Raw genomic sequence first — 26404 nt, 5'->3', positions numbered from 1 at the left:
GAGGCCTTGGCTGCCGGCGCCTAAGCCCGATATACGCCACCGGCATCACGACGCCGTTGCACTGGCAGCGGCCTGCTGCAGTGCCTCCGCCGGCCCGGGGCGCCCGAACAGGTAGCCCTGCCAGGTGTGGCAGCCGAGCCCGGCCAGCATGTCGCGTTGCTCCTGGGTTTCGACCCCCTCGGCAATCACCCCCAGGTCCAGGCTCTGGGCCAGGGTCACGATGGTGCGGGCAATGCTGGCGTCATTGGCGTCGGTGAGCAGGTCGCGCACAAAGCTTTGGTCGATCTTGAGCTGGTCCAGTGGCAAGCGCTTGAGGTAGCTCAGGCTCGAATAACCCGTGCCAAAGTCGTCCAGCGAGAAGCCCAGGCCCGACGCACGCAGGGTGTCCATGCGCTGGATGGTGTCCTCCACATCGTCCAGCAGCAGGGTCTCGGTCAACTCCAGCTTCAGCCGGTGCGGGTTGGCGCCGGTTTCTTCCAGCACGCCCAGCACTTCGTCCACAAAGTGGCTGTGGCGGAACTGCCGTGCGCTCACATTCACGGCCAAGGTCCAGTGGGCAGTCTGCGGGTCGCGTGCCCACTCCACCAGTTGCAGGCAGGCCGTGCGCAGAATCCACACGCCCAGCGGCACGATGAGGCCCGAGGCTTCGGCCACTGGAATGAACTCGGCGGGCGACACCAGCCCGCGCTGCGGATGCTGCCAGCGCACCAACGCCTCGGCGCCCACAATGCCTCGCTGCTGGTGAATCTGTGCCTGATAGTGCAGCAAGAATTGCCCCTCGCGCAGCCCGTCGCGCAAGCCCGCCTCCAGCAGCGTGCGCGCGGTCACGTTGGCCTGGGTGCGCGGGTCAAAGAACCGCAAGGTGTTGCGGCCTGCGCCCTTGGCCTGGTACATGGCCATGTCGCCGTGCTTGAGCAATTCGTCCACCGAGCCACGTGCATCGACATACAGCGCAATGCCTATGCTGCAAGAACTGTGGTGTGAATGACCGTCGAGCTGGTAGCTCTGGCTGAGAGCCTGCAGCACCGTGCGCCCCACTGTTTCGGCCTGGGCGGCCGCTTCGTGCGCCTGCGCGCTGAGCCCCTCCAGCAGCACCACAAATTCGTCTCCACCCAGGCGCGCGACGGTATCGCCCATGCGCACACATCCCCCCAGACGCGCGGCGACCTGGCGCAACAGCTGGTCGCCCAGCTCGTGGCCCTGGGTGTCGTTCAGGTCCTTGAAGTTGTCCAGATCCACAAACAGCAACGCACCGCCCGCGCCTGAGCGTGCGCTGGCGGCCAGGCTGTGTTGCAGGCGGTCATTCATCAACCGACGGTTGGGCAGGCCCGTGAGCGGGTCGTAGAAGGCCAGCAGGCGGATTTCTTCTTCAGCAGCCTTGCGGCTGGAGATGTCCGTCTGCGTGCCCACGTAATGGGTGATCTCGCCGCGTGGCGAACGCACGGTGGTGATGGTGATCCAGGCCGGATATTCGGTGCCGTCCTTGCGCCGGTTCCATACCTCGCCCTGCCACATGCCGCTGGAGTGCAAGGTGTTCTTCATGGCCGCATAAAAAGACGTGTCCTGGCGGCCCGAGTGCAGCAGGCGCGGCGTCTGGCCCACCAGCTCGTCCACCGTGTAGCCGGTCAGCCGCGCGTAGGCCTGGTTGGCTTTGAGAATCCTCTGGTCGGGCCCCGTCACGATCATGCCCTCGAACGACTCAAATACCGTGGCAGCAATCTGCAGCGATTCTTCGGCCTTGCTGCGCTCGGTGATGTCGGTCGAGATGCCACACAGCGCATAAATGCTGCCATCCGCGTGGCGCAGCGGAATCTTGATCGACAAAAACGCGCGTGTCTCGCCCGTGGCGGCGGGCGTGTTCACCTCCTCCGCCTCCAGCGTCTCGCCGTCCTCCAGCACCCGGCGGTCATTGGCCCTCAGCCGTTGCGCCGTGGCTGCGTCGAAAAACGCCGCATCGTCATGGCCCAATACCTCGTACGCCGGCCTGCCAAAGTAATGCAGCGTGTGGTGGTTGGCGTACTGGTAACGGTAGTCCTTGCCCTTGATGTAGATGAACGCGCCAACACTGTCCAAAATGGTGGCGAGCTTTTGCTCGCTGTCCCGCAAGTGGCGCGTACGCTCTTGGACCTGGCGACGCAAGATCGCAACCATCAACGCAGCCAGCAAGCTGAACGCCACCAAGCCCGCAAGCCCCCGCCACACCCAGGGGGAAATCTGCACGCCAGGGTCTTGCCCGCCCCAGTGGCGCATTACCTGGGCATAGGCCGGGTCGGCGCCACTGCGCCAGTTCTCGACGGATCGGTCAATGGCCGCCAACACATCTGCATTGCGGCCGGGGCCGGTCGCAAAGAATAGCGTAGCGGGCTGGAACACAATGCCCGTGTCCACCACGCCATAGCGGGCCGAATGGAAATTGCCGAACAGATGGTTGGAGATGACCGCATCGGCCTCCCCCCGCTGCACCATGGCAAACGCATCTATCAGGCTGGGCGCATCCACCAAAGTCACCTGGATGCCAAAGCTGTCCACCATATTCAGGAATGTGGACCGCTGCACGGAGCCCTTGAGCACCGCGACCCGCTTGCCCTGCAGGTCAAACAACGAGTAGATGGGCGCGCCTGATGTCCGGTAGATCTGCGACCAGCTGTGCAGCACTGGCAGGCGGTGAAAGTCGTACAGGATCTCGCGCTCGGGCGAGCGAGCCACATCGGGCATCAGGTCGAGCCGGCCCTCGCGCAGCGCATCCAGGCAGTCCTGCCAGCTGCAGGGCACATATTTGATGGTCCACTGCTCGCGCGCAGCCACCAATTGCAGCAGATCCACAAAAATGCCTGCGGCCTTGCCGTCGGCATCCACAAACACCTTGGGTTCGTTCGAGTACACGCCCACACGCAGCTCGCGGGGCGCCGCAGCAATGCTGGCGCTGGCCGTCAATACGGCCGCCCACACAATGCCTTTGAGCCACGCGGCACAGCGCCGCACCAGCCAGTTCACGCCAGGTTTCACACCGGACCCCCCAGGTGATGGAGAAACCATGTTAACGAATGCTTGCAAAAACCTCCAAAAATTAACTGCCGCGTGCCGGTTGGGGTAGCATGTGCCCACCCCCCCGCCCCGCCCAGGAGACAGCGATGCCCCATGAACGCCGCCACTTCGTCCGCGTTGGTTTTGATGCACCGGCCCTGCTGACCACAGCCACCGATGCGTTCAGCGTGCATGTGCTGGATTTGTCGCTCAAAGGCGCGTTGATCATGGTGCCCGCGCAGGCCACGCTGGGGCAAGGCACGTTGTGCCAACTGACCATCCCCCTGGCCGACACGGGCAACCACATCGCCATGTCCACCGAGGTGGCCCACGTGCAAGGCCTGCACACCGGGCTGCTGTGCAAAGGCATTGACCTGGACAGCGTCACCCACCTGCGCCGTCTGATCGAGCTGCAACTGGGCGACCCTGCCCTGCTGGAGCGGGACCTGGGCGAACTGACCATGGCTGGGGCGGCGCACTGACGGCCGCCGCAGGGCTCGTCACCGCCGCCGCAGGGGCACCTCTTTTCTTCTTGGCGCGTTTGTCAAATCGGCGGGTGCCGACCCGTCACTGCGCTTCCTGCTCCTGCAGCGCGCGCCACATCACCTTGCCGCTGCCGCTCTTGGGCAACGCCGGCACAAACTGCACGATGCGCGGCACTTTGTAGACGGCCATGTTCTCGCGGCACCAGTCGATGATCTGCTGCTCGGTCGTGTCCTTGTGGGTAGCGCGCAGCACCACCACCGCCTTGACTGTCTCGCCCCGGTAGCTGTCCTTGGCCGCGATGATGCAGGCCTCCTGAATCGCAGGGTGGCGGAACATCAACGCCTCGACCTCGGCCGGCCACACCTTGAAGCCGCTGGCATTGATCATGCGTTTGAGCCGGTCGGTCAAAAAGAAGTAACCGTCCTCGTCCATGCGCCCCAAGTCGCCCGAACGGAAGAACCGCTTGCCCTCGAACTCAATGAAGGCCGACGCCGTGGCATCGGGCCGCTTCCAGTAACCCTCGAACACCTCGGGGCCATGGATGATGATCTCGCCCTGTTCGCCTACTGGCAGTTCCTGCAGCGTGTCGGGGTCGATCACCCGCGCATCGGTGCTCATGAACGGAATGCCCAGGCACTGCTGCTTGGGGTGGTCCGGCGGGTTAGCGTGCGACGGCGCCGCCGTTTCGGTCAGGCCATAGCCCTCGGCATACCGCAGGCCATATTGCTCCAGAAGGCGCTGCGCCACGGCCTGCGGCATGGCCGCCCCCCCACCACCGATATAGGCCAGGCTGGAGAGGTCATAGCTAGCAAAGTTCGGGCTGCCCAGCAGGTCGATGACCATGGTGGGAATATTGGTCCAGGTGGTGACCTGGTAGCGCGATATCAAGCGCCCGGCCAGGTCGCGGTCCCAGCGGGGCATGATGACCAGCGTGGCGCCGCAGTAGATCGACGTGTGCATCACGCTCACCATGCCGGTGATATGGAACATGGGGACCACCGCCAGCGTCACATTGTCGGCAGACCCATTGCCCCACAGGCTGGCGGCCACCGTGTTGTGCATGATGCTTTTGTGCAGGTGCATGCAACCTTTGGGAAGGCCTGTGGTGCCGCTGGTGTAGGGCAGCAGCGCCAGGTCGGCTGGGCCTACCAACAAAGCGGGGGGCGCATCAGTACAAGCCAGGGCATCTACCCAGGCGTGGGCTTGCCCGCCCTCCAGCGCCGGCAAGGGGTGGCGCGTGCCCAGCCAGTCCATCCACGTCTCGGGCGGCGCATCCATGCCGGTCACGGCCACGTCAAACGCATCCGAAAACTGTGTGACCACCAGGTGCGCCAGGCGCTCACCAGGAACCAACGCATTGCTGGCCTTGGCCATCTCGGTGGCCAGGTCACCGGTGGTGATCGCCACCTTGGTGTCGGGGTCGGTGATGTAGTGCTTGAGCTCCTCAGCCCGGTTCATGGGGTTGACCGGCACCACCACCGCATTAGCGCGCAGGATGGCAAAGTGGGCCATTACCAGCTGCGGGCAGTTCTGCATGCACAGCACCACGCGGTCGCCCCGCTGCACGCCCAGTTGCGCCAGCCTGGCGGCCAGGCGCTCAGCGCTCTCCATCAACTGGCGGTAGCTCGTCGTGCTTCCAAAAAACACCAACGCCGCCTTGTCGGGGTAGCGGCGTGCATTGGTGGCCAGGTTGTCCCACAGCGAGGTGGCAGGCAGCGTGATGGACTTTGGCAAACGACGGGGCCAGAACTGGTAGTGAGGGCGCATGGGCAAACAGTCTCCTTGTTTCCCGCAGCCTAGATGGCCCACCTCTACCAAGCAAGGGGAATGCCCCCATGATCGTCACCCATGTGACGCATGGCACCCTGCCGAAGGTCGGGTTCCATGCGCGCTGTTCACGCAGGCATGCCCCTCCCCATCTCAGCTCTGAATCTGCGCCCACAGCTTGTCCAGCCGCTTCACGCTGACCGGCTGGGGCGTGCGCAGCTCCTGCGCAAAGAAGCTCACGCGCAGTTCCTCCAGCAGCCAACGCAGCTCTTGCATGCGGGCATCCACCGCGCCCTTGCGCTCGGCGACCAGGCGCCAGTAGCGCTGCTCTTGCGGGCGCAGCTCGGCCAGCTTGGCGGCGTCGCGGGCGGGGTCGGCGCGGTATTTGTCCAGGCGCAGGGTGATGGCCTTGAGGTAGCGGGCGTAGTGCGCCAGTTGCGCCCAGGGGGCCACGGCAATGAAGTTCTTGGGGACCAGGCGTTGTAGCTGCTGCATGGCGTCCGCTGTCGCGTCGGGCGCGTTCTTCGTGTCTTTGATCTTGCGGGCGGCGGCTGCATATTCGGTGAGGATGGTGGCGGCCAGGCGGGCGACCTCGTTGGCGATCAGCGTGAGGCGGCCCCGGCCCTCTTCCACGCGGCGCTTGAAGGCGTATTCGTCGGTGGGCAGCGGGTCGAGCAAAAAGGCACGGTCCAGCGCCACGTCGATGATCTGGGTGCGCAGCTCTTCCTGCGTGCCGAGCGGCATATAGGCCACAGCCATCTTCTGCAGATCGGGGATGTTCTTTTCGAGGTACTTGAGGGCGTCCTTGATCTGCAGCGCAAACAGGCGGCGCAGGCCCGCGCGGTGCTTGGCGGCGGCCACCTCGGGTTCGTCGAAGACTTCGATGGTCACGGCGTCGCCACCGTCGATCAGGGCCGGAAAGCCGATCAGCGTCTGGCCGGCCTTCCTGATCTCCATGAGTTCGGGCAGCTCGCCGAATGTCCAGGTGGTGTAGCGCTGGCCTGCAGGGGTCGATGGTGCAGCGGGTGCGGAAAGCGTCGTGCCGCCTGGCTTGGCCGCTGGGCCTGGCCCGTTAACTCCTGATTTGATAGCACCCCGGGCATGATTCTCTAGCGCCTGCGGCGCTTTTTGCTTCAAATCCGCTGCATCGGCGGCTGTACTGCCCAATTTGAGCCCCGCCAGCGCCTGGAACGCGCCCCGCGCCTTGGCGCCCCACTCGGCCTTGAGTGCGCCCAGGTTGCGGCCATGCCCCAGCTGGCGGCCGTGCTCGTCCACCACGCGGAAGTTCATGAACAAATGGGGGCTGAGCATGTCGAGCTTGAAGTCGGCGCGCTTCACGTCGAGCGAGGTTTCGTCGCGCACCTGCTTGAGCAGCACCTCGGTCAGGCCGCCGATGCCAAAGCGCTCGGGTGCGCCCAGCAGCTCGGCCAGGCGCGTGGCGCTGTCGGGCAGCGGCACAAAGCGGCTGCGCGGGCGCTGCGGCAGACTTTTGAGCAGGGCCTGGATCTTGTCCTTGAGCATGCCGGGCACCAGCCACTCGCAGCGCTCGTCGCTCACCTGGTTGAGCACAAAGAGCGGGATGGTCACGGTGATGCCGTCACGCGCATCGCCGGGCTCGTGCAGATAGCTTGCAGCGCAGTCCACACCGCCCAGGCGCACCGTCTTGGGAAAGGCGTTGGTGGTGATGCCGGCGGCCTCGTGGCGCATCAGCTCCTCGCGGGTGAGCTTGAGCAGGTCGGGTTGCTTTTTGCTTTCTTCGCGGTACCAGGCCTCAAAACCATGGCCGCTGCACACCTCGGGCGGCAGTTGCTGGTCGTAGAAGGCGTAGATGAGTTCGTCGTCCACCAGCACGTCCTGCCGGCGGGATTTGTGCTCCAGCTCTTCCACCTTGGCGATCATCTTCTGGTTGGCGGCCAGGAAGGGCAGGCGCGTCTCCCAGTTGCCACCCACCAGGGCTTCGCGGATGAACACCTCGCGCGCAGCGTGCGGGTCCACCTTGCCAAAGTTCACGCGGCGGTTGTTGTAGACCACGATGCCGTAGAGCGTGGCGCGCTCCAGCGCCACCACCTCGGCGGACTTCTTCTCCCAGTGCGGGTCCAGCAGCTGCTTTTTGAGCAAATGGCCGCCAATCTGCTCCAGCCACTGCGGCTCGATGGCGGCGATGCCCCGGCCAAACAGGCGCGTGGTCTCGACCAGTTCCGACGCGATGATCCAGCGGCCGGGCTTTTTGTTCAGGTGCGCGCCGGGGTGCTTGTAGAACTTGATGCCACGCGCGCCCAGGTACCAGTCTTCCTCGTCGCTCTTGCAGCCTACGTTGCCCAGCAGCCCGGCCAGCATGGACAGGTGCAGCTGCTCGTAGCTGGCGGGTTGCGTGTTGATCTGCCACTTGTGCTCGGTCACCACCGTGAGCAGCTGGGTATGGATGTCGCGCCACTCGCGCAGGCGGCGGATGCTGATGAAGTTCTGGCGCAGCAGCTGCTCGTACTGGCGGTTGCTGAGCTTGTGAGTGGCAGCTGGTGCCACAGGGGCACCTGCGGGTGCAGGTGCAGGAGGCGCTGCCGCTGGGCTGCCCCCGCCGCTGCGCTGCGCCACCGGCAGATACGCCTGCGAAGGCGCCTTCTGCGCGGCCATGGCCTTTTGCGCGCGGGCCGATGGCAGGCTGGGCGCCCCGCCCCGGGCCTCGTTGATCCACTTCCACAGCTTCAGATACCCGCTGAACTCGCTCTTGTCGTCGTCGAACTTGGCGTGCGCCTGGTCGGCCTGCTGTTGTGCCTCCATGGGGCGGTCGCGCACGTCCTGCACGCTCAGTGCGCTGGCGATGATGAGCACCTCGTCCAGCGCCTTGCGGTCGCGCGCCTCGATGATCATGCGGCCCACGCGCGGGTCCAGCGGCAGACGCGACAGCTCCACGCCCATGGGCGTGAGTTCGTTGGCGTCGTCCACCGCGCCCAGTTCGGCCAGCAGCTGGTAACCGTCGGCAATCGCGCGGCCCGAAGGCGCCTCGATGAACGGGAACTGCGTGACATCGCCCAGGTGCAGCGACTTCATGCGCAGGATGACGCCCGCCAGCGAGCTGCGCAAAATTTCGGGGTCGGTAAAGCGCGGGCGGCTGTTGAAGTCCGCCTCGTCGTACAGGCGGATGCAGATGCCGTTGGCCACGCGCCCGCAGCGGCCCGCGCGCTGGTTGGCGGCGGCCTGGCTGATGGGCTCCACCAGCAGCTGCTCCACCTTGCTGCGGAATGAATAGCGCTTGACGCGCGCTGTGCCTGCGTCGATCACGTAGCGGATACCCGGCACCGTGAGCGAGGTCTCGGCCACGTTGGTCGCCAGCACGATGCGGCGGCCCGTGTGGCCGTCAAAGATGCGGTCCTGCTCGGCCTGACTGAGGCGCGCGAACAGCGGCAGCACCTCGGCATTGCGCATCACGGGCTGGTGCGACAGGTGCTTGCGCAGGTGGTCGGCAGCCTCGCGGATCTCGCGTTCACCGGGCAAAAAGACCAGGATGTCACCCGCCGCATTCCCCTGCCACAGCTCGTCCACGCCATCGGCAATGGCCTCGTTCAGACCGTAGTCGCGGCTCTCTTCAAACGGGCGGTAGCGCTGCTCCACCGGAAACGTGCGGCCCGACACCATGATGACCGGAGCCGGACCCTTGGCGCTTTCAAAGTGTTTGGCAAACCGGTCCGCATCAATCGTGGCCGAGGTGACGATGACCTTCAGGTCCGGCCGGCGCGGCAGGATCTGGCGGATGTAGCCCAGCAGAAAGTCGATGTTGAGGCTGCGCTCGTGCGCCTCGTCGATGATGATGGTGTCGTAGGCCTTGAGCAGCGGGTCGGTCTGCGTCTCGGCCAGCAAGATGCCGTCAGTCATGAGCTTGACGGACGCATCGCGCGAGAGACGGTCCTGGAAGCGCACCTTGAAGCCCACCACGTCGCCCAGCGGCGTGTTCAGCTCTTCGGCAATGCGCTTGGCCACGCTGCTGGCCGCAATGCGGCGTGGCTGGGTGTGGCCAATCAGCTGCCCTTTCTGTCCCGGCTTGGCATTGCACTTGCCACGGCCCAGCGCCAGCGCAATCTTTGGCAGCTGGGTGGTCTTGCCCGACCCCGTTTCACCGCACACGATGATCACCTGGTGCTTGGTGATGGCCTCCATGATCTCGTCGCGCTTGCCCGACACCGGCAACGACTCGGGGAACGTGATGCGCAGCGGCGCTGGCGGCGCGGCGGGTGCAGATACGGGTGCTGGAGCAGGAACGCGGGACAACGCAGGCAAATGCGGATCAGAAGAGGACATAGGCCCGCATTATCGATAGCAGCACCCTGCCCCCTGCGCTGCATCTGTGCTTTTGGTACGACATTTCGCCGCGTTTTCAGCGCTTTTCGTTGCCAAAGCCCGCCAGCGCCGCCAAAATCGCGCCCATTCTTCGCAAGCCCCTGTTCAGCGCCACCCTCGGCGCACGGCCCGAACGACCCCCTGGAGGTCCCCGACATGTCTGCCCTTTACGCCGCACCCGTCTGACCACAGTCCACCGCCCCGGCTGGACTGTGCACACGCAGTTCAGCCATGGCAAATGCACCCGCGCACTCTTTCACGCGCTCCGCAAGCCCTGGCTCCATCGCCGGGGTTTTTTGTTTGTGGAGTACGCGCACACCATGAGTGCCAAAAAACTGTCTCGGGCCTTCGCCCAGGGTGAAATCAAGAAGCTGCGTCGCATGAAGCAGCCCCTGGTGCTGAAGCTCGAAGCCTCGGGCCCGCCCCGAAACCCTGTGGCCGCAGCGCTGGCCCAACGCAGCCTGTCCAGCGCGGCTGGCAAGCACATCCGAACCCGTGGGGCCCAGCGCCGCGCGGACAACGTCGCCCTGCGCAAGGCGATCCAGAACCCTTTCTTGAACGATTGACATGAGTCCCTTCAACAACCCACTGCCGCCACACCAGCGGCATCCCACTCCGCATCCGGCGCTGGCCGGCGCGCCAACGCTGGCAGCGCATCCATCCCCGATGCACTCAGCGCACCCTGTGCGTGCCCAGGCCACCGCGCCCCTCACACCGGTTGCCAGCAGCGCAGAGCTGGCCCAGCGCCAGCAGGCTTTGGCCCACGCGGCGTTGCAACTGAAAGCCGATCTGCTCGGCATCGACGATGTGATCGACCGCGTGATCAATGCCATCCGCGCCTGGTACGTGCTGCCGCAGCTCATCACCCGGCCGGTCATCGTCTGCCTGTGGGGCCTGACCGGCACAGGCAAGACGCAGCTCACGCGGCGGCTGGCCCAGCTGCTGGGTTTTTACGACCGGTTTGTGGAAGTGCAGATGGACGGCTTCAGCCACGGCGCGAGCTACCGCAGCTCGTCCATCTCGGGCATGCTGGGCGACTCGGGCATTCACGAAGGCACGCCGGGCATCCTGGTGCTGGACGAGTTCCAGCGGTTTCGCACGGTGGACACCAAGGGCGCCGACGTGAAGGTGGAGCGCTACCAGGACGTGTGGACGCTGCTGTCCGACGGGCGCCTGCCACCCGCGTTGAGCGCGCTGTCCAACATCGAGCGCAAGCTGGCCGATGCGCACTACGAGGCTGAGCGCGCCGAAGATGGCGACGACGATCGCGCAGGCAAGAAACCCTACCGCTTTCAGCTGGACGCCTGGGATGCGCAAGAACTCAAGCGCATGCTGAAGCTGCAGGAGCCGCTGTCCGCCATCATGCAGTGGCCGCCCGCCAAGGTGCAGGCGCTGTTTGCCAGCTTTCAGCAGTCCAGCCATGCGTGGGAGACCGACTACAGCAAGCTGCTGGTGTTTGTATGCGGCAACCTCGACGAGATGTACCACGAGACCGCACAGCGCGTGGAAGACTGCGACACCGATGCCGACATCTTTCACCGCCTGACCCGCAAGCTGTCGCTCATCGATGTGAAGAAGGCGCTGGGCGAGCGCTTCAAGCCCGAGCAGATCGCGCGGCTGGGCAATGAACATGTGGTCTACCCGTCGTTCAGCAAGGCAACGTATGAGCGCCTCATCCATAACCTGTGCACACGCTATGTGGACGATATTGCCGCGCAGTGTGGCGTGCGATTTGCCATCGGGCAGGATGTGCTGAGCGAGCTGTATGCCAACGCCGTGTTCCCTGCGCAGGGCACGCGGCCATTGTTCTCCTCAGTGCACGCGATCCTGAGCGCCAATCTGGTCAACGCCGCGTTGTGGGTGGTGCAGGAGCAGCTCTCAACGGACCAGGAGTTCGCCATTCACCTGGCGCCCGACAAGCGCCACCTGCTGGTGTCGGGCCAGGGGCCTGCGGGCACGGTGCAGGCTGCGTTTGCGGTGACGCTGGAGCTGAACCGGCTCAAGCAGCGGGCCAATGCAGACTTTCGGGCCCTGCTGGCGGTGCATGAGGCGGGCCACGGATTGGCCTACTGCGTGTTGTTTGGGCATGCTCCCCAAGAGGTGAAGATCAACATCGCCTCGTTCGAGGGCGGGTACAACAGCTTCTCCAGCCTCAAGGCCACCACGCGCCAGAACGCGCTGGACATGATGTGCGTAGGCTTGGCAGGCCGCGTGGCGGAGGAACTGGTGTTTGGCGAAATGGCCTGCACCACCGGGGCCGAGCAGGACTTCAAGCAGGTGACGGCCGAGGCGGCGCGATACATCCGCCACCATGGCTTTGGCGTGCGGCTGGCCCGCACCGATGTCACCGTGGAGATGGACAACCACGTCAACACCGACATCGGCCCGAGCAACGAGGCCATCGAGGCGCTGATGCAGCAGCAATACCAGCGCGCCCAGGCGCTGCTGACCACGCACCACGAGGCACTGGGGCGCACGGTGGACGCCTTGCTGGAACACGGCACCATCGCCCCCGCGGAGATGGTGGCGCTGCTCCAGGGCTGCCGCATTGCGCTGGCGCCCCCCTCAGATGCCGCAGGCACCCTGCCCGAAGAAGGCCTGGTGCTGGAGCCTTTTGGTGCCAAACTCAGCGCGTTTCGTGCGCGCGGGGCGGCGTCCGCTGCACCCCAGCTGGCGTAACACCCGGCACGAAGGACCAAGGATCGACATGGCCAGCGGGTTTTCCGAGTCCGGTGACGGGCTGCACTACGCCGAGCACATCTCGGTGCCGATGCGCCTCTTTGTGGGCGCCATTGCGCTGGGCATGTTCCTGATTCCTGTTCCCTTTGTGATGCACGCCACGGCCCGGACCCCGTGGCTGCACCTGCTGTTGGCCGCCGCGTGTGTGGTGGCGGCCTGCGCCATGGGTGCGCTGTTTCTGGCGATTGCTCTGGGGCGGGTGCTGACCCTACATTTCGACCCAGCCAGGCGCCAGGTGCGGCGCACCTCGCGCTGGCCTCTGGTGGGCCGCACCGTGCACATTGGGTTTGATCGCTTTGCACCACCAGAGGTGGTGGAACGCACCTCAGAAGACGGCCCCTACCATGTGCTGCGCCTGACAGTGCGTGGCGAGCGTCCCATGCAGCTGGGCGGGTTTGACCGGCGGGAAGATGCCGAACGCTGGCGCAGCCGCATCGCAGCGCTGTTCGTCGGTCACCCTGGCTGAGCGTGCAAATCCCAGCACCCGGTCGCTAAGGACACTTATCATTCGCTCCTCGCGCATTACCACCACTGCCCCAAACACCTTTCTCCATGTCCGCCGTCTTCAATTTCACCTTCGTCCCCTGGTTCCGCTCGGTGGCGCCCTACATCCACAAGTTCCGCAACCAGACGTTTGTGATCGGGCTGACGGGTGAGGCGATTGCGGCCGGCAAGCTGCACAGCATTGCGCAAGACCTGGCACTGATCCAGGCCATGGGCGTGAAGATCGTGCTGGTGCACGGTTTTCGCCCGCAGGTGAACGAGCAGCTGGCGGCCAAGGGGCATGCGGCCAAGTATTCGCATGGCATCCGCATCACTGACTCTGTGGCGCTCGACTGCGCGCAGGAGGCCGCCGGGCAGTTGCGCTACGAGATCGAGGCAGCGTTCAGCCAGGGCCTGCCCAACACGCCGATGGCGGGCGCCACGGTGCGGGTGATCTCGGGCAACTTTCTCACGGCGCGGCCCGTGGGCATTGTGGATGGGGTGGATTTTCAGCACTCGGGCCTGGTGCGCAAGGTGGACGTGGCCGGCATCCAGCGCACGCTGGACATGGGCGCGCTGGTGCTGCTGTCGCCGTTTGGCTTTTCGCCCACGGGGGAGGCCTTCAACCTGAGCATGGAAGAAGTGGCCACGAGCGTGGCCATCGAGCTGCGGGCCGACAAACTCATCTTTTTGACCGAGGTGCAGGGCATCCGCATGTCGCCCACCGAGCCCGAGAGCGACGACAACCCCATCGACACCGAGCTGCCGCTGGCCGCCGCGCAGGCGCTGCTGGCCCAGTTGCCCCCGGCGCAGCAGCCCACCGACACGGGCTTTTACCTTCAGCACTGTGTGAAGGCCTGCAAGGCCGGCGTGGAGCGCAGCCACATCCTGCCGTTTGCGGTGGACGGCTCGCTGCTGCTGGAGGTCTATGTGCACGACGGCATCGGCACCATGGTCATCGACGAAAAGCTCGAAGAGCTGCGCGAGGCCACGATTGACGACGTGGGCGGCATCCTGCAGTTGATCGAGCCCTTCGAGAAGGACGGCACGCTGGTCAAGCGCGACCGCACCGAGATCGAGCGCGACATCGCCACCTACACCATCATCGAACACGACGGCGTGATTTTTGGCTGCGCGGCGCTCTACCCCTACCCCGAAGCCAAGACGGCCGAGATGGCTGCGGTGACGGTATCGCCGCAAAGCCAGGGCACGGGCGACGGCGAAAAGCTGCTCAAGCGCATCGAGCAGCGCGCGCGCCTGCTGGGGCTGGACAGCATCTTTGTGCTGACCACCCGCACCATGCACTGGTTCATCAAGCGCGGCTTCTCCCCCGTGGACCCGGACTGGCTGCCCGACGCCCGCAAGCGCAAGTACAACTGGGACCGCAAGAGCCAGGTGCTGGTCAAGAAGCTCTAAGAGCGGGTGAAAGTCTCGCGCGCGGCCGCCACGGCGCGCGCCACCTGCGCAATCGCCGCATCCCGCTGCTCCGGCGACGCCTTGGAGCGCGTGAGGTAGCAGGTCACCAGCACCGGCGCGCCGCCGTCCTGCGGCCACAACACGCCAATGTCGTTGGCCGTGCCGCTGTCGCCCGCCGTGCCCGTCTTGTCGCCCACCTTCCAGCCCGGCACACCGGCGCGCAGGCGCTTATCGCCCGTGCTGGTCTCCACCAGCCAGCGCTGCAGCCAGGCCCGGGACATGGGGCTGAGCGCGTTGCCCAGCACCAGTTTCTGCATGGTCTGCAGCATGGCCAGCGGCGTGGTGGTGTCACGCGGGTCGCCCACGGCAGCCTCATTCAGCGTGGGCTCGGTGCGGTCCAGCCGCGTGACCTCGTCACCCAGCGAACGCACGAACGCGGTGAACCCGGCCGGCCCGCCATGGCGGGCCAGCAGCACATTGGCAGCGGTGTTGTCGCTCAGGCTGACGGTGGCAGAGCACAGCTCACCCACCGTCAGGCCGCCACCATCGCCCGCGCGCGGGCCGCTGACGGGCGAGTACGCCACCACGTCGGTGGCCGGGTAATGCACGCGCGCATCCAGCCGCTCCTTGCCCTGGTCCACCAGAGCCAGCATCCAGCCGGCCAACACCAGCTTGAAGGTGCTGGCCATGGCAAAACGCTCGTCCTGCCGCCAGCCCAGCGCCAGGCCCGACCCGGTGTCCAGCATGGCCACCCCCAGACGGCCCTGGGCGGCGCGTTCGATGCTGGCGAGGGCATCGTTCCATGCGCTGGCGGTCTGCTCGCGGCGGTCTGGGTTGCTGGCAGCTGCACAACCCCATAAAGGCATGGCCGTGGCGGCCATGAAACCCAAGGAAAACTGTCTTCTTTGCATATCGATTGAAAGCGTAGTGGGGAACAAGGCTCGAACGATACGGAGGTTCAGCCCCCAGCACCATCGACAATAATTGCCAAAAGCCCCAAGAAAAACTTTGACCTTTTGGCGCCATGCACCTGCCACTCAATGCTCTGCGAGCCTTCGAGGCCTCGGCCCGCCACCTGAACCTCACGCGCGCCGCCCAGGAGCTGCACGTGACCCAGACCGCCGTGAGCCAGCACATCCGCAAGCTGGAGGACCGGCTGGGCAAACCGCTGTTTCGCCGCCTGCCACGCGGCCTGGCGCTGACGGACGAAGGCCAGGCCCTGCTGCCGGTGGTGGTGGAATCGTTTGGCAACCTGCAGCGCGCACTGGAGAAGCTGGGCGACACCCGCCCGCGCGAGGTGCTGACCGTGGGCGCCGTGGGCACCTTCGCGGTGGGCTGGCTGCTGCCCCGGCTGCGCGACTTTCAGCAGACCTGCCCCTTTGTGGACCTGCGCCTGCTCACGCACAACAACCGGGTGGACATGGCAGGCGAAGGGCTGGACTACGCCATCCGCTTTGGCGACGGTGCCTGGCACGGCACGCAGGCCGACCGCATCATGGATGCGCCAATGTCCGTGATGTGCTCGCCCGGCTTGGCCCATGGCCTGCGCACGGTGGCCGACCTGGCGCGCCAGCCCTTGCTGCGCAGCTACCGCACCGACGAATGGACGGCCTGGTTCGAGGCTGCGGGTGCGCCCTGCCCCGTGGTGCGCGGCGCGGTGTTCGACTCTTCCCTAACGCTGGCCGAGGCGGCGGCGCAGGGCGCGGGCATGGCGCTGTTGCCAGTGAAGATGTTCGCGCGCGAACTGCAGCAGGGCCGCCTGGCGCAGCCCTTTGCGCAAGAGCTGCACCGGGGCGCCTACTGGCTGACCCGCTTGCAATCGCGCACCACCACGGGGGCCATGGCAGCGTTCCGGGACTGGCTGATGTCACAGGTCAGCGCTGGAAGCCTGTCGGACTTTGCCGGGCCATGACTAAAAACACGCAGCGCATCGATTCAGTAGATGTGTTTGCACTCCAGTCGGACAGGCTCCCAGGGAGAGTGCCCTCCAGCGGGGGCTACGTGCAATAGGACTCCAGGTACCGGATCAGAGTCTCTGGAGTGTCCGTGGTCTTGGGTGTATGCGCAAAGATATGCGCCGTACGCTCTCGGCGATCAAACCAGATCGACTCATCGGATCCCTGTGGAGGGCGCATTTCTGCCAGCCATACGATCGTGTCGGCACCCTGGTGATCTTTGCGCAGCACCGACTTGAGCGTTGCGCGAAAGCGGGGCATCGAACGCCCCACGGCGGCGGTGTCTACCCATCCTGGGTGAACAACATAGAACCGGCGCTTCGAACGCGCGAATTTCTGGCGCCAATACTGGGTCATGACCACTTGGGCCCTTTTCGATAGCCCGTAAGCACGCACCCCCAAGTAGCCCTCGCCTGTGATGTTCAGGTCTTTGGTCACCAGCATGTGGTTGTACATGCCACCAGAGGACACCTCGATCACCGTGGCGTCATCGCTGAGCATCCCACGGTTCAGTAGCTCACGGGTGAACAGGTAGTGACTGAGGATGTTGGTCGCAAACGAGGTCTCCAACCCCTCGCTGGTAATTATCTGATCGCGCTTTTGAATGCCCACGTTATTGATCAGAACATCGATCTTGACGCCACGCGCCTCCAGCCGGTCCAGCAAAGTCCACACATCTTGGCGCAACGAAAAATCCGCAACCTCCGGTATCACTTTGCTTGGATGGGTCGTGGAATCAGCAAATGCCGCAAGCTTCTTGGCATTGCGGGCCACATTGATAACGGTGGCACCTCCGGCGATAGCCGAACGTGCGGCCGAGCCGCCGATGCCTTCAGATCCGCCGACAACCAGCCAGGTCTGGCCCGTGAATTGACCTTGCAAACGGCGCCAAAAAAGGCTGCGGGCGTAGTAGCCGATCTGGCTGTAGCTGGGAGTAAAGCGGCAGTAAAAGCCGATGAGTTTTTTCAGGGGAACTTTCGCGTTGGTAGCCATGGCGTCGACCAGTGTGATGGGGGGAACAAGGCAGCAGCAGTGCGGCCTCTGCGGAAGACAAATAACTGCGCTCAGGAATGTCGGGGAGCCGTGGTATGGCCAGCAGCGCGTTCCAGTTGGGCGCGATCGTAGTAATCGCGCCAAAGCGCAATCTTGTCACCCGCGAATTCCAGAACGCCCACCACAGGGCACTCACCCTTGACCCCATTCAGCACAATTTCATCGGTGCGCTCCACCACCAGAGCACCGTCGATAGAACCGATGCGGTGAATGTGCAATGTCACCTCCTTGTGCGCGCCGCCCAGTTTGGAGATGCGGTTATAGATGGTCTCGCGACCCACCACCGGGTCGAGCATGACAGAGTGCAGCACGCCGTCTACCGCAAACAGATCGGCACAAGTGCGCCATTCCTGATCGTGCCAAGCACGTGCCATTTCCTTGAAGATGGAAATTTTTTGTTCGTCGCTTATCGTTTCGTTCATTGGGGGGTCCTCGGTTGAAGGCGGAGTGCGACGTGTTGCGCGATGACTGTCCGATGCGCAGTCACACTGCGCAAGACTGCAGTCACAACGGGTCGCACTCGTTGCTTGATCCATGCGACCTTGAGCACCATCGCAGGCGCTGCAAGCTCGCTGTAGATATGCCAATCTACCGAGTTAAATCCCATCCATGAAGAATTATTTGCAAATTATCTTGCAGGATGGGAATTTGAGACCCAAAAACCTTTGAAGAGGCGATTCTTGGACTGTGAGTTACCACGGCGCATACCGAGACAAGCCGAATCGAAGATCGCCTGAAAGATTCCACTGCAACGCCTGCGGCGTCGACAGGTTCTTGGGGTGATGTTCACTGGGTAACAACCGCCTCAGAGCATTCGCTGAAAAATGCATGCGCGCTGACGCCCTGGCGCCACAGGTTTTCGAAAATGTGCCTTACATGAGCTGGCGGGCCAGCGTCTGCAGTTGGGGTGCGATCTCGCGAACAAGCCAATCACGGTTGAGTGCACGCCCCTGGAAAGAACAATTCAATGCGGCAGGTTCGCCTCGGTCAATGCGGCCCAGAGGAACCGCCACCGCCTGCACATCAGAGTGCACCTCGCCCACTGATACACAGCAACCCAGCCGTGGGTACTCGCTGATGTTGCGCAGCAACTCAACAGAGTGGCGCTCCCACTCTTGTGGAGCTTTGAGTCGCAGCTGGTTCAACACGGACTCTCTTTCTACTGGGGAGCACGCCATCAGATAAGCGCGCCCGATAGCAGTACCAGCCAAAGAATGGTTGGTACCGACATCCAGAGGGTAGATACGCTTGTTGTGCGAACTGAGGGCTTCGATATACACAACGCTGACCCGGTCGCGAATTCCTATCGAGACTGAGCCCCCTACAGACTGCGATAGTTCCATCATCAAGGGGCGCGCGCGGCGACGGATGGTGAACAGCTCAAGCAATGGGTAGCCCAAGGACAGGACGGCAGATCCCAACCGGTATTTTCCCTTGTGCTCATCCTGCGCTAGGTAACCCAAAGCCATCAACGTATAGGTCAATCGCGACACTGTGGCTGCTGGCAATTGCAGGCGGCGTGACAACTCACGATTGCCCTGCACCGGCTCTTCGGGTGTGAAACAACGCAACAACTGCATGCCCCGCGCCAAGGTGGTGGCGAACTGGCGGTCGCCCTCATATTCAGCCAAGTCGTGGGGCGTACGCCGCTGGATCTCGTTTGTGTTTGACATATCGCAATGCTAATCAATATATCGAAACACCTGCACCACTGGAAATCAGAACTTTTTACGTTCCTCTCCGATGTTCAAGAGATTCATGAACACAGGAGACAAGACGATGCAGCTACACGATCTGCCGGAGCACGAGATCCCTGCGCTCCGTGGCAACAACGGGCCGATTCCATCGGAAGACATATTCGAGAACATGGAGGTCATCGGCAAGTTACCCGACGACCTCAACGGCCTTTATGTGCGCAACGGCCCCAATCCCTACTTTGCCCCCGACTGGCGTTACCACGCCTACGATGGCGACGGCATGCTGCACGCCGTACGCTTTCAGCAAGGCCAGGCGAGCTATCGCAACCGGTGGATAAAGACCTCAGGACTTAGCGAAGAGCAAGCCGCAGGCCACACGCTGTGGAAAGGCCTCAAAGAGCCGTGGCGGGCAGATCGCAAGGATGAGCCACTAAAGAACACATCGAACACCGATGTGAAATACCACGCGGGCCGCCTGATCAGCATGTGGTACCGCTCCGGCATGCCTTACGCGCTGGATGCAGAGACCTTGGAAACCCTGGGCACGGCCGACTATGGCGGAGCTATCAATCGCCTGTCAGCACATTCACGCCCCGATGAGCATACCGGCGAGTTGATGTTTTTCGACTACGACCTGAAGCCGCCCTACATGACCTATGGCGTCATCGGCCCTGACCGTCAGCTCAAGCACAAGATCGAGATCCCCCTGCACGGCCCCACGCTACCGCATGACATGGCGGTGACCGAGCACTACACCATCCTGCACGACTTCCCGCTCAAGCCCGATGCCGAGGCCTTGGCCAAAGGACGCTACAAGCTGCGCTTTCACGCCGACCAGCCCACGCGGTTCGCCGTGGTGCCCCGCTATGGCCAGACCAGCGAGATCCGCTGGTTCACGGCCAAACCAGCGTACATGCTGCATGTAGTCAACGCCTGGGAAGACGGCGACGAGGTGGTGATGCTGGGCACGCCCTACCGCCTGCACCCCGGCCCGGATGGCCAGCCCGATGCACAACGCTTGGAACAGACCATCCATTTGCGCCAGCGTGACTTCTGGCTGTATGAATGGCGCTTCAACCTCACGACAGGCCAAACCAGCGAACGCGTGATCGACGACGTACTGAACACCGAGTTCCCAGTCATCAACAGCCTCTACCAGGGCCGCAAAAACGCCTACTCGTACCACGTGCTGTTCCCACAAGGCGGTCGCGAGGAGCCGCGCTTCCCGGGGTTGGTGAAGTACGACCTGCGCACCGGGGGCTACGTTGCGTTCAGCGCCGGGCCGCAGTTCTTCTACAACGAACCCGGCTTTGCAGTGCGTGACAACGCCCAGAGCGAAGACGATGGCTATCTCGTGACCTATGTATGGAATCCGATCGACGAACGGTCGGAAATCCAGGTGTTTGACTGCAAGGGTGCACGCATGGCCGAAGGGCCGGTGGCCCGTGTCCTGCTGCCACGCCGCGTTCCGCACGGTTTTCACGCCACCTTTGTCAGTCAGCAAACCCTTGACCGTTGGAAGTGACCCCATGATTCTAGTTCCCAAAGAGCGCATAGACGAATATGTGCGCCAAGGCTGGTGGGGTGATCGCACCCTCGGCGATCTGTTCCTGGACACCGTGCAGCGCATTCCGCAGGCGCTGGCCGTGGTCGATGCACCCAACCGACAGGCCATCACCGGCGAGCCACCCCAGCGGTGGACCTGGTGGCAACTGCAAATGCAGGTGGGCCAATACGCTGCCTTCCTGCACCGACAGGGTTTGCGCAAGGATGACGTGCTGGTGATGCAGCTACCCAACTGCGTGGAGATGCATGCCATCTATCTGGCCTGCGCGATCAGTGGCATCGTGGTCTCCCCCGTACCGGTGCAGTACCGCGCCCACGAACTGCTGCATGTGCTGGACATGACCGGCGCTCGCCTGGCGATCACCACGGCCCGGGTGGGGCACTACGCCCAGGCGGCGCAATGGTCTTCGCTGCGCGCACAGCGACCTGCACTGAAGCAAGTGTGGGCGCTGGGCGATGCGACCGCCGCAGAAGAGACTCATGACATTTCGGCCCTGTTGCCCGAACTGGCGGCGACACCCGCCTGGGACGCGGCGCAGCTGCACGCCCACATGCAGGCCATCAGCGTCAGCGCACATGATGTGGTGACAATCTGCTGGACATCCGGCACGGAGGCCCAGCCCAAGGGCGTGCCACGCAACCACAACGAATGGATGATCGTCGGCCAGTCAGTCATTGAAGCCGGACAACTGCAGCCTGGGGCGCAGCTTCTGATCCCGTTCCCGTTTGTCAACATGGCCGGCGTTTCCACCAGCCTCGTGGCTTGGCTCATGGTGGGCGGAACACTGCACCACCACCACCCGTTCGACATCGAGGTCTTCATAGAACAGTTGCGCCGCGATCCCATGGACTACACCGTGGCAGCGCCTGCCGTTCTGAGCATGTTGCTCAAGTCTCCCGAGAAGCTCGAAGGGGTCGACCTCAGCCGACTGCACCGGCTGGGCTCGGGCGGCGGGCCCCTGGCGGAATGGCTGGTGGAGCAATGTCACACCCAGTTCGGCATTGAGGTCGTCAACTATTTCGGCTCCAACGAAGGGGCGGCGCTGTCCTCCACCCCGCAGGACGTTCCTGATCGCCGCCAGCGTGCGCGCTACTTCCCACGCGTGGGCGTGCCGGGCTACTCCTGGTCGCTCTCCAACGCACGCAAGATACAGACACGCCTGGTGAATCTCGACGACGAAACCGACATCACCGAGCCCGGCCAGGTGGGCGAACTGCGTTTCAAAGGCCCGACCATCTTCAGCGGCTACTACCGCGCACCCGAGCTCACCACCCGGGCTTTCGATGCGCAGGGTTTCTATCGCACGGGCGACTTGTTCGAGATCGCGGGCGAGCGCAACGAGTTTTATCTGTTCGCAGGTCGGCACAAAGATATCGTGGTGCGCGGGGGCATGAACATCTCCTCGGAGGAGGTTGAGAGCCTTCTTCTGTCCTTCTCCAAAGTGCGCGAAGCCGCTGTCATCGGCTGGCCCGACGATGTGCTGGGTGAACGCGTGTGCGCGGTGGTCGTGCCGCAGCAGCCGGGCCAGACCATCGAGCTGGCGGAACTGGTGGAGCACCTGCGCCGTGTCGAGCAAGTGGCCGCCTTCAAGCTGCCCGAGCGAATAGCGGTACTAGATGTACTGCCGCGCAACCCCGTAGGCAAGGTCCTCAAACGCGTGCTGCGCGATCAGCTGATCGCCAACACCCAGGCGGCGGCTGCCCAGGGGCGCACGGCATGACGGCACCCGTTCTCCTGCTGATCCCTGGCATGCTCAACGACGCCCGCCTCTGGGCCGAGGTGGCTTCAGACCTGTGCGCCCTGGCGGACGTGCGCATTGCCGATGTGAGCACCCAGAGCCACATCGCCGACATGGCCGACGACGCCTGGGCTCTGCTCGCCGATGTGCCCGCCAGCGTGCCGTGTGTGCTGGCCGGTTTTTCGCTCGGGGGCTATGTCGCCATTGAAATGCTCGCACAGCCCCGGCGCACTTGGCGGGCCGCCGCGTTGCTGTCCACCTCCTGCATGCCCGAATCCCCCGAGGGTGTTGCGGGGCGGGAGAAGGCCATCGCAGCGTTCACACAGGACTTTGAGGGCATGTTGCAAGGCATTGCGCGCCGTGGTCTTGCGCCCAATGCCGCCCCCGCGCTGCACGAATCCTTGTGCCAGATGATGCGCGACGTAGGCCCCCAGGCCGCTACACGGCAGACGCGCGCCATCATGGCCCGCAGCGACCACCGGGCCGCCCTGGGAGGGCTGCAACTGCCCGTGCGAGTGCTCTGCGGTAACCAGGACCGCATCACCCCGCCAGCCCTTTCCGAAGCACTGGTTGCCACCGTGCCAGGTGCCCAAATGCGCCTTGTGAATAACGCAGGCCACATGCTGCCTCTCGAGCAGCCCGGCGCCGTCGTGGCAACCCTGCGCGACTGGCTGAACTGACCCCCTATAACAAGGAGACAAAAAGTGAAAAAACGCAGCTTCATGCAATGGCCACTGGCCCTGGCCGCATGCGCCTTAGTGCCTGCTGTTCAGGCCCAGGCCTTTCCCTCGCGCCCTGTGCGCGTCGTCGTGCCCTTCGCGGCGGGCAACACACTCGACAGCGCACTGCGCCAGGTCGCCGAAGAGTTCAAGAAGAACACCGGGCAGCCCATGCTGGTAGACAACAAACCTGGCGGCTCAGGAATCATTGCCGCCCAGACCGTGATGAATGCACCGGCCGATGGCTACACCTTGCTGCTGACCAACACCAGCATGCTAGCCATTAACCCCTTCACGTTCAGCAAGTTGCCCTATGACGCGCAACGCAGCTTCAAATCGGTGACGGGATTTGTCGGGGCATCCATGGTCTTGGCAGTCCATGCCAACGTTCCAGCAAATAATGTCAAGGAGTTCCTGACTTGGGCAAGGCGGCAAACCGACCCCGTGTCTTATGCGTCTTTCACGGCAGGCAACTCGTCACACTTCGCAGGGGTGATCCTCAACCAGCGTACCGGTTTGCAACTTGTGCACGTTCCTTTCAACGGAACGCCACCGGCGGTGCAAAACTTGGTGGGAGGCCAAGTCAACGCGGCGTTTTTGCCGCTGCTGGCCGTCAAGCCCCATGTGGAGTCGGGCAAAGTGAAAGTGCTGGCGGTGACCAGCCCCCTGCGCTCCCCCCTGATGCCAACCGTTCCCACTTTCAAGGAACAAGGTTTTCCAGACCTGGAAATCTACATCTGGTCAGGCATCTCTGCCCCTGCTGGCACGCCCGATGCGACCATACAGCGCTTGAACGCCGAGTTGGGCAAGGTCTTACGTAGCGCCGAACTGCGCGAAAAGTGGCGTGCGCTCGACTTTGAATCGTTGCCGATGACACCGGACGAATTCAACCAGTTCGTACAGGCCGACGCCCGGCGCTGGTCCGAGGCGGTCAGCATCTCCGGCTTCAAGGCCAGCGAATGATGTCCCATGAATGGCCCAGGGCACTGCGCCTGCCCGTGGTCGCCGCACCCATGTTTCTGGTGTCGGGCCCCGAGTTGGTGCTGGCCGCCTGCAAGGCGGGCATCGTTGGCGCCTTTCCTACGCCCAACGCGCGGCCTATCGCGAAACTCGATGACTGGATGAAGCAGATCTCCGAGGGTCTGGCACGGTTGCGTGACGAGCAGCCGGCGTCGACTATTGGCCCCTGGTGCGCCAATCTGGTCACCCACTCTTCCAACACACGGCTGGCGGAAGACCTGGAGCTGATTGCACGCTACCAGCCACCCATCGTGGTGACGGCGCTGGGCAGCCCCAAGCCCGTGGTGGAGGTGGTACACGGCTACGGCGGCATGGTGGTGGCCGATGTGATCAACCTCCAACTGGCGCGCAAGGCCGTCGCCGCAGGCGCCGACGGTCTGGCCTGCGTATGCGCGGGGGCCGGGGGCCACACGGGGCACCTGTCGCCCTTTGCTTTCGTCAGCGCGGTGCGCGAGTTCTTTGATGGCACTGTGATCGTGGGCGGCGGCATCAGCGATGGCTGGGGCGTGGCGGGAGCCATCGCCAGCGGCGCCGACCTGGTCTACATGGGAACGCGCTTTATCCCCACCGAAGAAAGCATGGCCGACCCAGCCTACAAGCAGATGCTGGTGGACAGCAACGCCGACGACCTCATCGTGAGCCCCGGCATCACCGGGACACCGGCCAGCTGGCTCAAACCGTCGCTGCGTGCGCTGGGCATCGACCCCGACAACATGCCGGCCGCACCCGCGCGCCAGTATGACAGCAGCAAGCCCATTGCAGCGCGCAAGTGGGTCGATGTGTGGGCCGCAGGCCAGGGCCTGGGCGCAGTCAAGGCAGTGGAGCGGGTAGAGGACGTGGTCCACCGGCTCGCACAGGAATACCAAACCGCACGCCAACGATTTGCCGCCCTCGCGGCCTGATCAACCAACAACGGAGACGATATGCATACCGAAATTTTTGACCAGGTGAAACCGACTCTGGTGCCGGGAAACCATCCCTACATGACGGGGGCCTTCCAGCCCAACTACACGGAGTACACCGTGACCGACCCTGAGGTGATCGGAGAGATTCCCAAGCGCCTGAACGGGGTGTACCTGCGCAACACGCAGAACCCAGTGCACCAGCCACTGGGCACCTACCATGTCTTCGATGGAGACGGCATGCTGCACCAGCTGAGCTTTCAGAACGGGCGGTGCGAGTACCGCAACCGCTTTCTGCGCACCAAGGGCTTCATGGAGGAGCAGGCAGCCGGTCAGGCGCTGTACGCCGGTCTGATCGACCGGCCCTCGGTGGCGCAGCGTCCAGGCTGGGGCGCGCGCGGCGGCTTGAAGGACACCTCGGCCACCGATGTTATCGTGCATGCGGGCAGCGCCCTCACCACGTTCTACCAATGCGGCGAACCCTACCGGTTCGATGCGCGTACGCTGCAGCCCCTGGGCGTGGACGCGTGGGCCGCTCAGGTCATGCCGCACAACGGCATCTCAGCCCACCCCAAGGTCTGCCCCCGCACGGGTGACTTGCTGTTCTTCAACTACAGCAAAGAGGCGCCCTACATGCACTACGGCGAGGTGGATAAAAACAACCGCCTGGTGCACTACGTTCCAGTGCCTCTGCCTGGCCCACGCCTGCCGCATGACATGGTGTTCACCGAGAACTTTGCCATCCTCAACGATTTCCAGTTGCACTGGGACGAAGCCTTGCTGGCACAGAACAAGCACAAGCTCATCTACCGCGAGGACCAGCCAGCGCGCTTTGCGGTGCTGCCGCGCCGCCACGCGCCGCAGACGGGCGTGCGTTGGTTCGAGGCCAGCCCCACCTATGTACTGCACTGGCTCAATGCCTGGGAAGAAGGTGACGAGCTGGTACTGCACGGCTTCCACCAGAAAACACCCATGCCCAAGGCAGGCTATGACAACTCGGGCAATACGCTGGGTCCGGAACGCTATGGCCCTACCCTCTACGAATGGCGACTCAATCTGAGCACAGGCAAGGTATCTGAGCGGCGACTTGATGAGCGTTACCTCGAGTTCGGCATGATCAACACGCAGTACTGGGGCAAGCCGTACCGCTACTCTTACAACATGCTCGCCCACCCAGGCTCCTTCCTGTTTGATGGGGTCATGCGCTACGACCGTACCACCGGTGCATCGCAGCAGTACTTGTTTGGCGAAGGCCGCTTTGGCAGCGAATCCCCAATGGCGCCTTGCCATGACGCGCAAAGCGAGGACGATGGCTACGTCGTCACGTTCGTGAGCGACATGAATACCGATCAGTCGGAGTGCCTTGTGCTCGACGCACGCGATCTGGCGGCGGGCCCCGTGGCCCGCATCAAGCTGCCGCATCGCATCAGCAGCGGCACCCATTCATGCTGGGCAGACGCCAGCGAGATCCAAACCGACTGGCCTGGCCTGGCCTGACAGCCCAAG

At 63.9% G+C, this 26404-nt stretch carries 19 protein-coding genes; 12 read left to right on the top strand and 7 right to left on the bottom strand.

From position 1 onward, the window contains the following. Positions 1-45: 45 nt before the first annotated feature. Positions 46-3036 (bottom strand): EAL domain-containing protein, encoded by a 2991-nt coding sequence (locus CLU87_RS23615; RefSeq protein WP_099730065.1) that lies wholly within the window; start codon positions 3034-3036, stop codon positions 46-48. Between the two features lie 95 nt (positions 3037-3131). Here CLU87_RS23615 and CLU87_RS07765 point away from each other — a divergent pair, with 95 nt between their 5' ends. Then, on the top strand, positions 3132-3506 hold the full coding sequence (locus CLU87_RS07765) for a PilZ domain-containing protein (RefSeq protein ID WP_056067655.1): 375 nt from the start codon (positions 3132-3134) through the stop codon (positions 3504-3506). Between the two features lie 85 nt (positions 3507-3591). Here CLU87_RS07765 and CLU87_RS07760 read toward each other — a convergent pair whose 3' ends face one another. Both CLU87_RS07760 and hrpA read right to left on the bottom strand, forming a co-directional pair. Next, a complete protein-coding gene (locus CLU87_RS07760) occupies positions 3592-5277 on the bottom strand; it encodes a long-chain fatty acid--CoA ligase (RefSeq protein ID WP_099730064.1) in 1686 nt (561 codons plus the stop codon). A gap of 153 nt (positions 5278-5430) precedes the next feature. Then, the gene (hrpA, locus tag CLU87_RS07755) at positions 5431-9570 is read right to left on the bottom strand and encodes an ATP-dependent RNA helicase HrpA (RefSeq protein ID WP_369804296.1); all 4140 of its coding nucleotides are present in this window, start codon (positions 9568-9570) and stop codon (positions 5431-5433) included. Positions 9571-9929: 359 nt separating this feature from the next. On the opposite strand from hrpA, the gene CLU87_RS07750 reads away from it, so the two are divergent. The 4 genes from CLU87_RS07750 (at position 9930) to argA (ending at position 14247) form a co-directional block, all read left to right on the top strand. Then, the gene (locus tag CLU87_RS07750; protein WP_015014345.1) at positions 9930-10175 is read left to right on the top strand and encodes a hypothetical protein; all 246 of its coding nucleotides are present in this window, start codon (positions 9930-9932) and stop codon (positions 10173-10175) included. Positions 10176-10275: 100 nt separating this feature from the next. After that, positions 10276-12288 (top strand): AAA family ATPase, encoded by a 2013-nt coding sequence (locus CLU87_RS07745; RefSeq protein WP_099732094.1) that lies wholly within the window; start codon positions 10276-10278, stop codon positions 12286-12288. Between the two features lie 28 nt (positions 12289-12316). Then, entirely contained in the window at positions 12317-12814 is a 498-nt protein-coding gene (locus tag CLU87_RS07740; RefSeq protein ID WP_099730062.1) for a hypothetical protein, read from the top strand. An 86-nt stretch (positions 12815-12900) separates the two neighbouring features. Continuing rightward, entirely contained in the window at positions 12901-14247 is a 1347-nt protein-coding gene (argA, locus tag CLU87_RS07735) for an amino-acid N-acetyltransferase (protein ID WP_015014347.1), read from the top strand. On the opposite strand, the gene bla is transcribed toward argA, so the two are convergent. After that, positions 14244-15158, bottom strand: coding sequence for a class A beta-lactamase (bla, locus tag CLU87_RS07730; protein ID WP_099730061.1), 915 nt, complete (start codon positions 15156-15158; stop codon positions 14244-14246). The two genes, argA and bla, sit on opposite strands and share 4 nt — an antisense overlap. 113 nt (positions 15159-15271) lie before the next feature. Here bla and CLU87_RS07725 point away from each other — a divergent pair, with 113 nt between their 5' ends. Then, on the top strand, positions 15272-16159 hold the full coding sequence (locus CLU87_RS07725; protein ID WP_099730060.1) for a LysR family transcriptional regulator: 888 nt from the start codon (positions 15272-15274) through the stop codon (positions 16157-16159). Between the two features lie 85 nt (positions 16160-16244). Here the strand turns inward: CLU87_RS07725 and CLU87_RS07720 are convergent, their stop codons facing one another. The 3 genes from CLU87_RS07720 to CLU87_RS07710 form a co-directional block, all read right to left on the bottom strand. Then, positions 16245-17195 (bottom strand): SDR family NAD(P)-dependent oxidoreductase, encoded by a 951-nt coding sequence (locus CLU87_RS07720; RefSeq protein WP_099730059.1) that lies wholly within the window; start codon positions 17193-17195, stop codon positions 16245-16247. A gap of 71 nt (positions 17196-17266) precedes the next feature. Then, complete coding sequence (locus CLU87_RS07715) at positions 17267-17677, bottom strand: limonene-1,2-epoxide hydrolase family protein (protein WP_099730058.1); 411 nt, start codon at positions 17675-17677, stop codon at positions 17267-17269. Positions 17678-18127: 450 nt separating this feature from the next. Continuing rightward, entirely contained in the window at positions 18128-18928 is an 801-nt protein-coding gene (locus tag CLU87_RS07710) for an IclR family transcriptional regulator (RefSeq protein WP_099730057.1), read from the bottom strand. 106 nt (positions 18929-19034) lie between these two features. Here CLU87_RS07710 and CLU87_RS07705 point away from each other — a divergent pair, with 106 nt between their 5' ends. The 6 genes from CLU87_RS07705 to CLU87_RS07680 are packed head-to-tail and all read left to right on the top strand — an operon-like array spanning position 19035 to position 26395. Next, positions 19035-20477 carry a carotenoid oxygenase family protein gene (locus CLU87_RS07705; protein ID WP_099732093.1) on the top strand — a complete coding sequence of 481 codons (1443 nt, stop codon included), beginning with the start codon at positions 19035-19037 and terminating at the stop codon, positions 20475-20477. Positions 20478-20481: 4 nt separating this feature from the next. Then, a complete protein-coding gene (locus CLU87_RS07700) occupies positions 20482-22239 on the top strand; it encodes a class I adenylate-forming enzyme family protein (RefSeq protein ID WP_099730056.1) in 1758 nt (585 codons plus the stop codon). Beyond that, complete coding sequence (locus CLU87_RS07695; protein WP_099730055.1) at positions 22236-22937, top strand: alpha/beta fold hydrolase; 702 nt, start codon at positions 22236-22238, stop codon at positions 22935-22937. The genes CLU87_RS07700 and CLU87_RS07695 overlap by 4 nt, the downstream gene beginning before the upstream one ends. Before the next feature lie 24 nt (positions 22938-22961). Further along, entirely contained in the window at positions 22962-23939 is a 978-nt protein-coding gene (locus CLU87_RS07690; protein WP_233193735.1) for a tripartite tricarboxylate transporter substrate binding protein, read from the top strand. After that, positions 23939-24898: a nitronate monooxygenase family protein gene (locus tag CLU87_RS07685; RefSeq protein ID WP_099732091.1), complete on the top strand. Its 960-nt coding sequence runs from the start codon at positions 23939-23941 to the stop codon at positions 24896-24898. Before CLU87_RS07690 ends, CLU87_RS07685 begins: the two co-directional genes overlap by 1 nt. Positions 24899-24919: 21 nt before the next feature. Next, positions 24920-26395: a carotenoid oxygenase family protein gene (locus CLU87_RS07680; protein WP_099730054.1), complete on the top strand. Its 1476-nt coding sequence runs from the start codon at positions 24920-24922 to the stop codon at positions 26393-26395. The last annotated feature ends 9 nt before the right edge of the window (positions 26396-26404 follow it).

Origin of the sequence: Acidovorax sp. 59, from assembly GCF_002754175.1 — a bacterium.
GTDB lineage: Bacteria > Pseudomonadota > Gammaproteobacteria > Burkholderiales > Burkholderiaceae_C > Acidovorax > Acidovorax delafieldii.
This window is presented reverse-complemented; position numbering and strand designations above follow the sequence as displayed.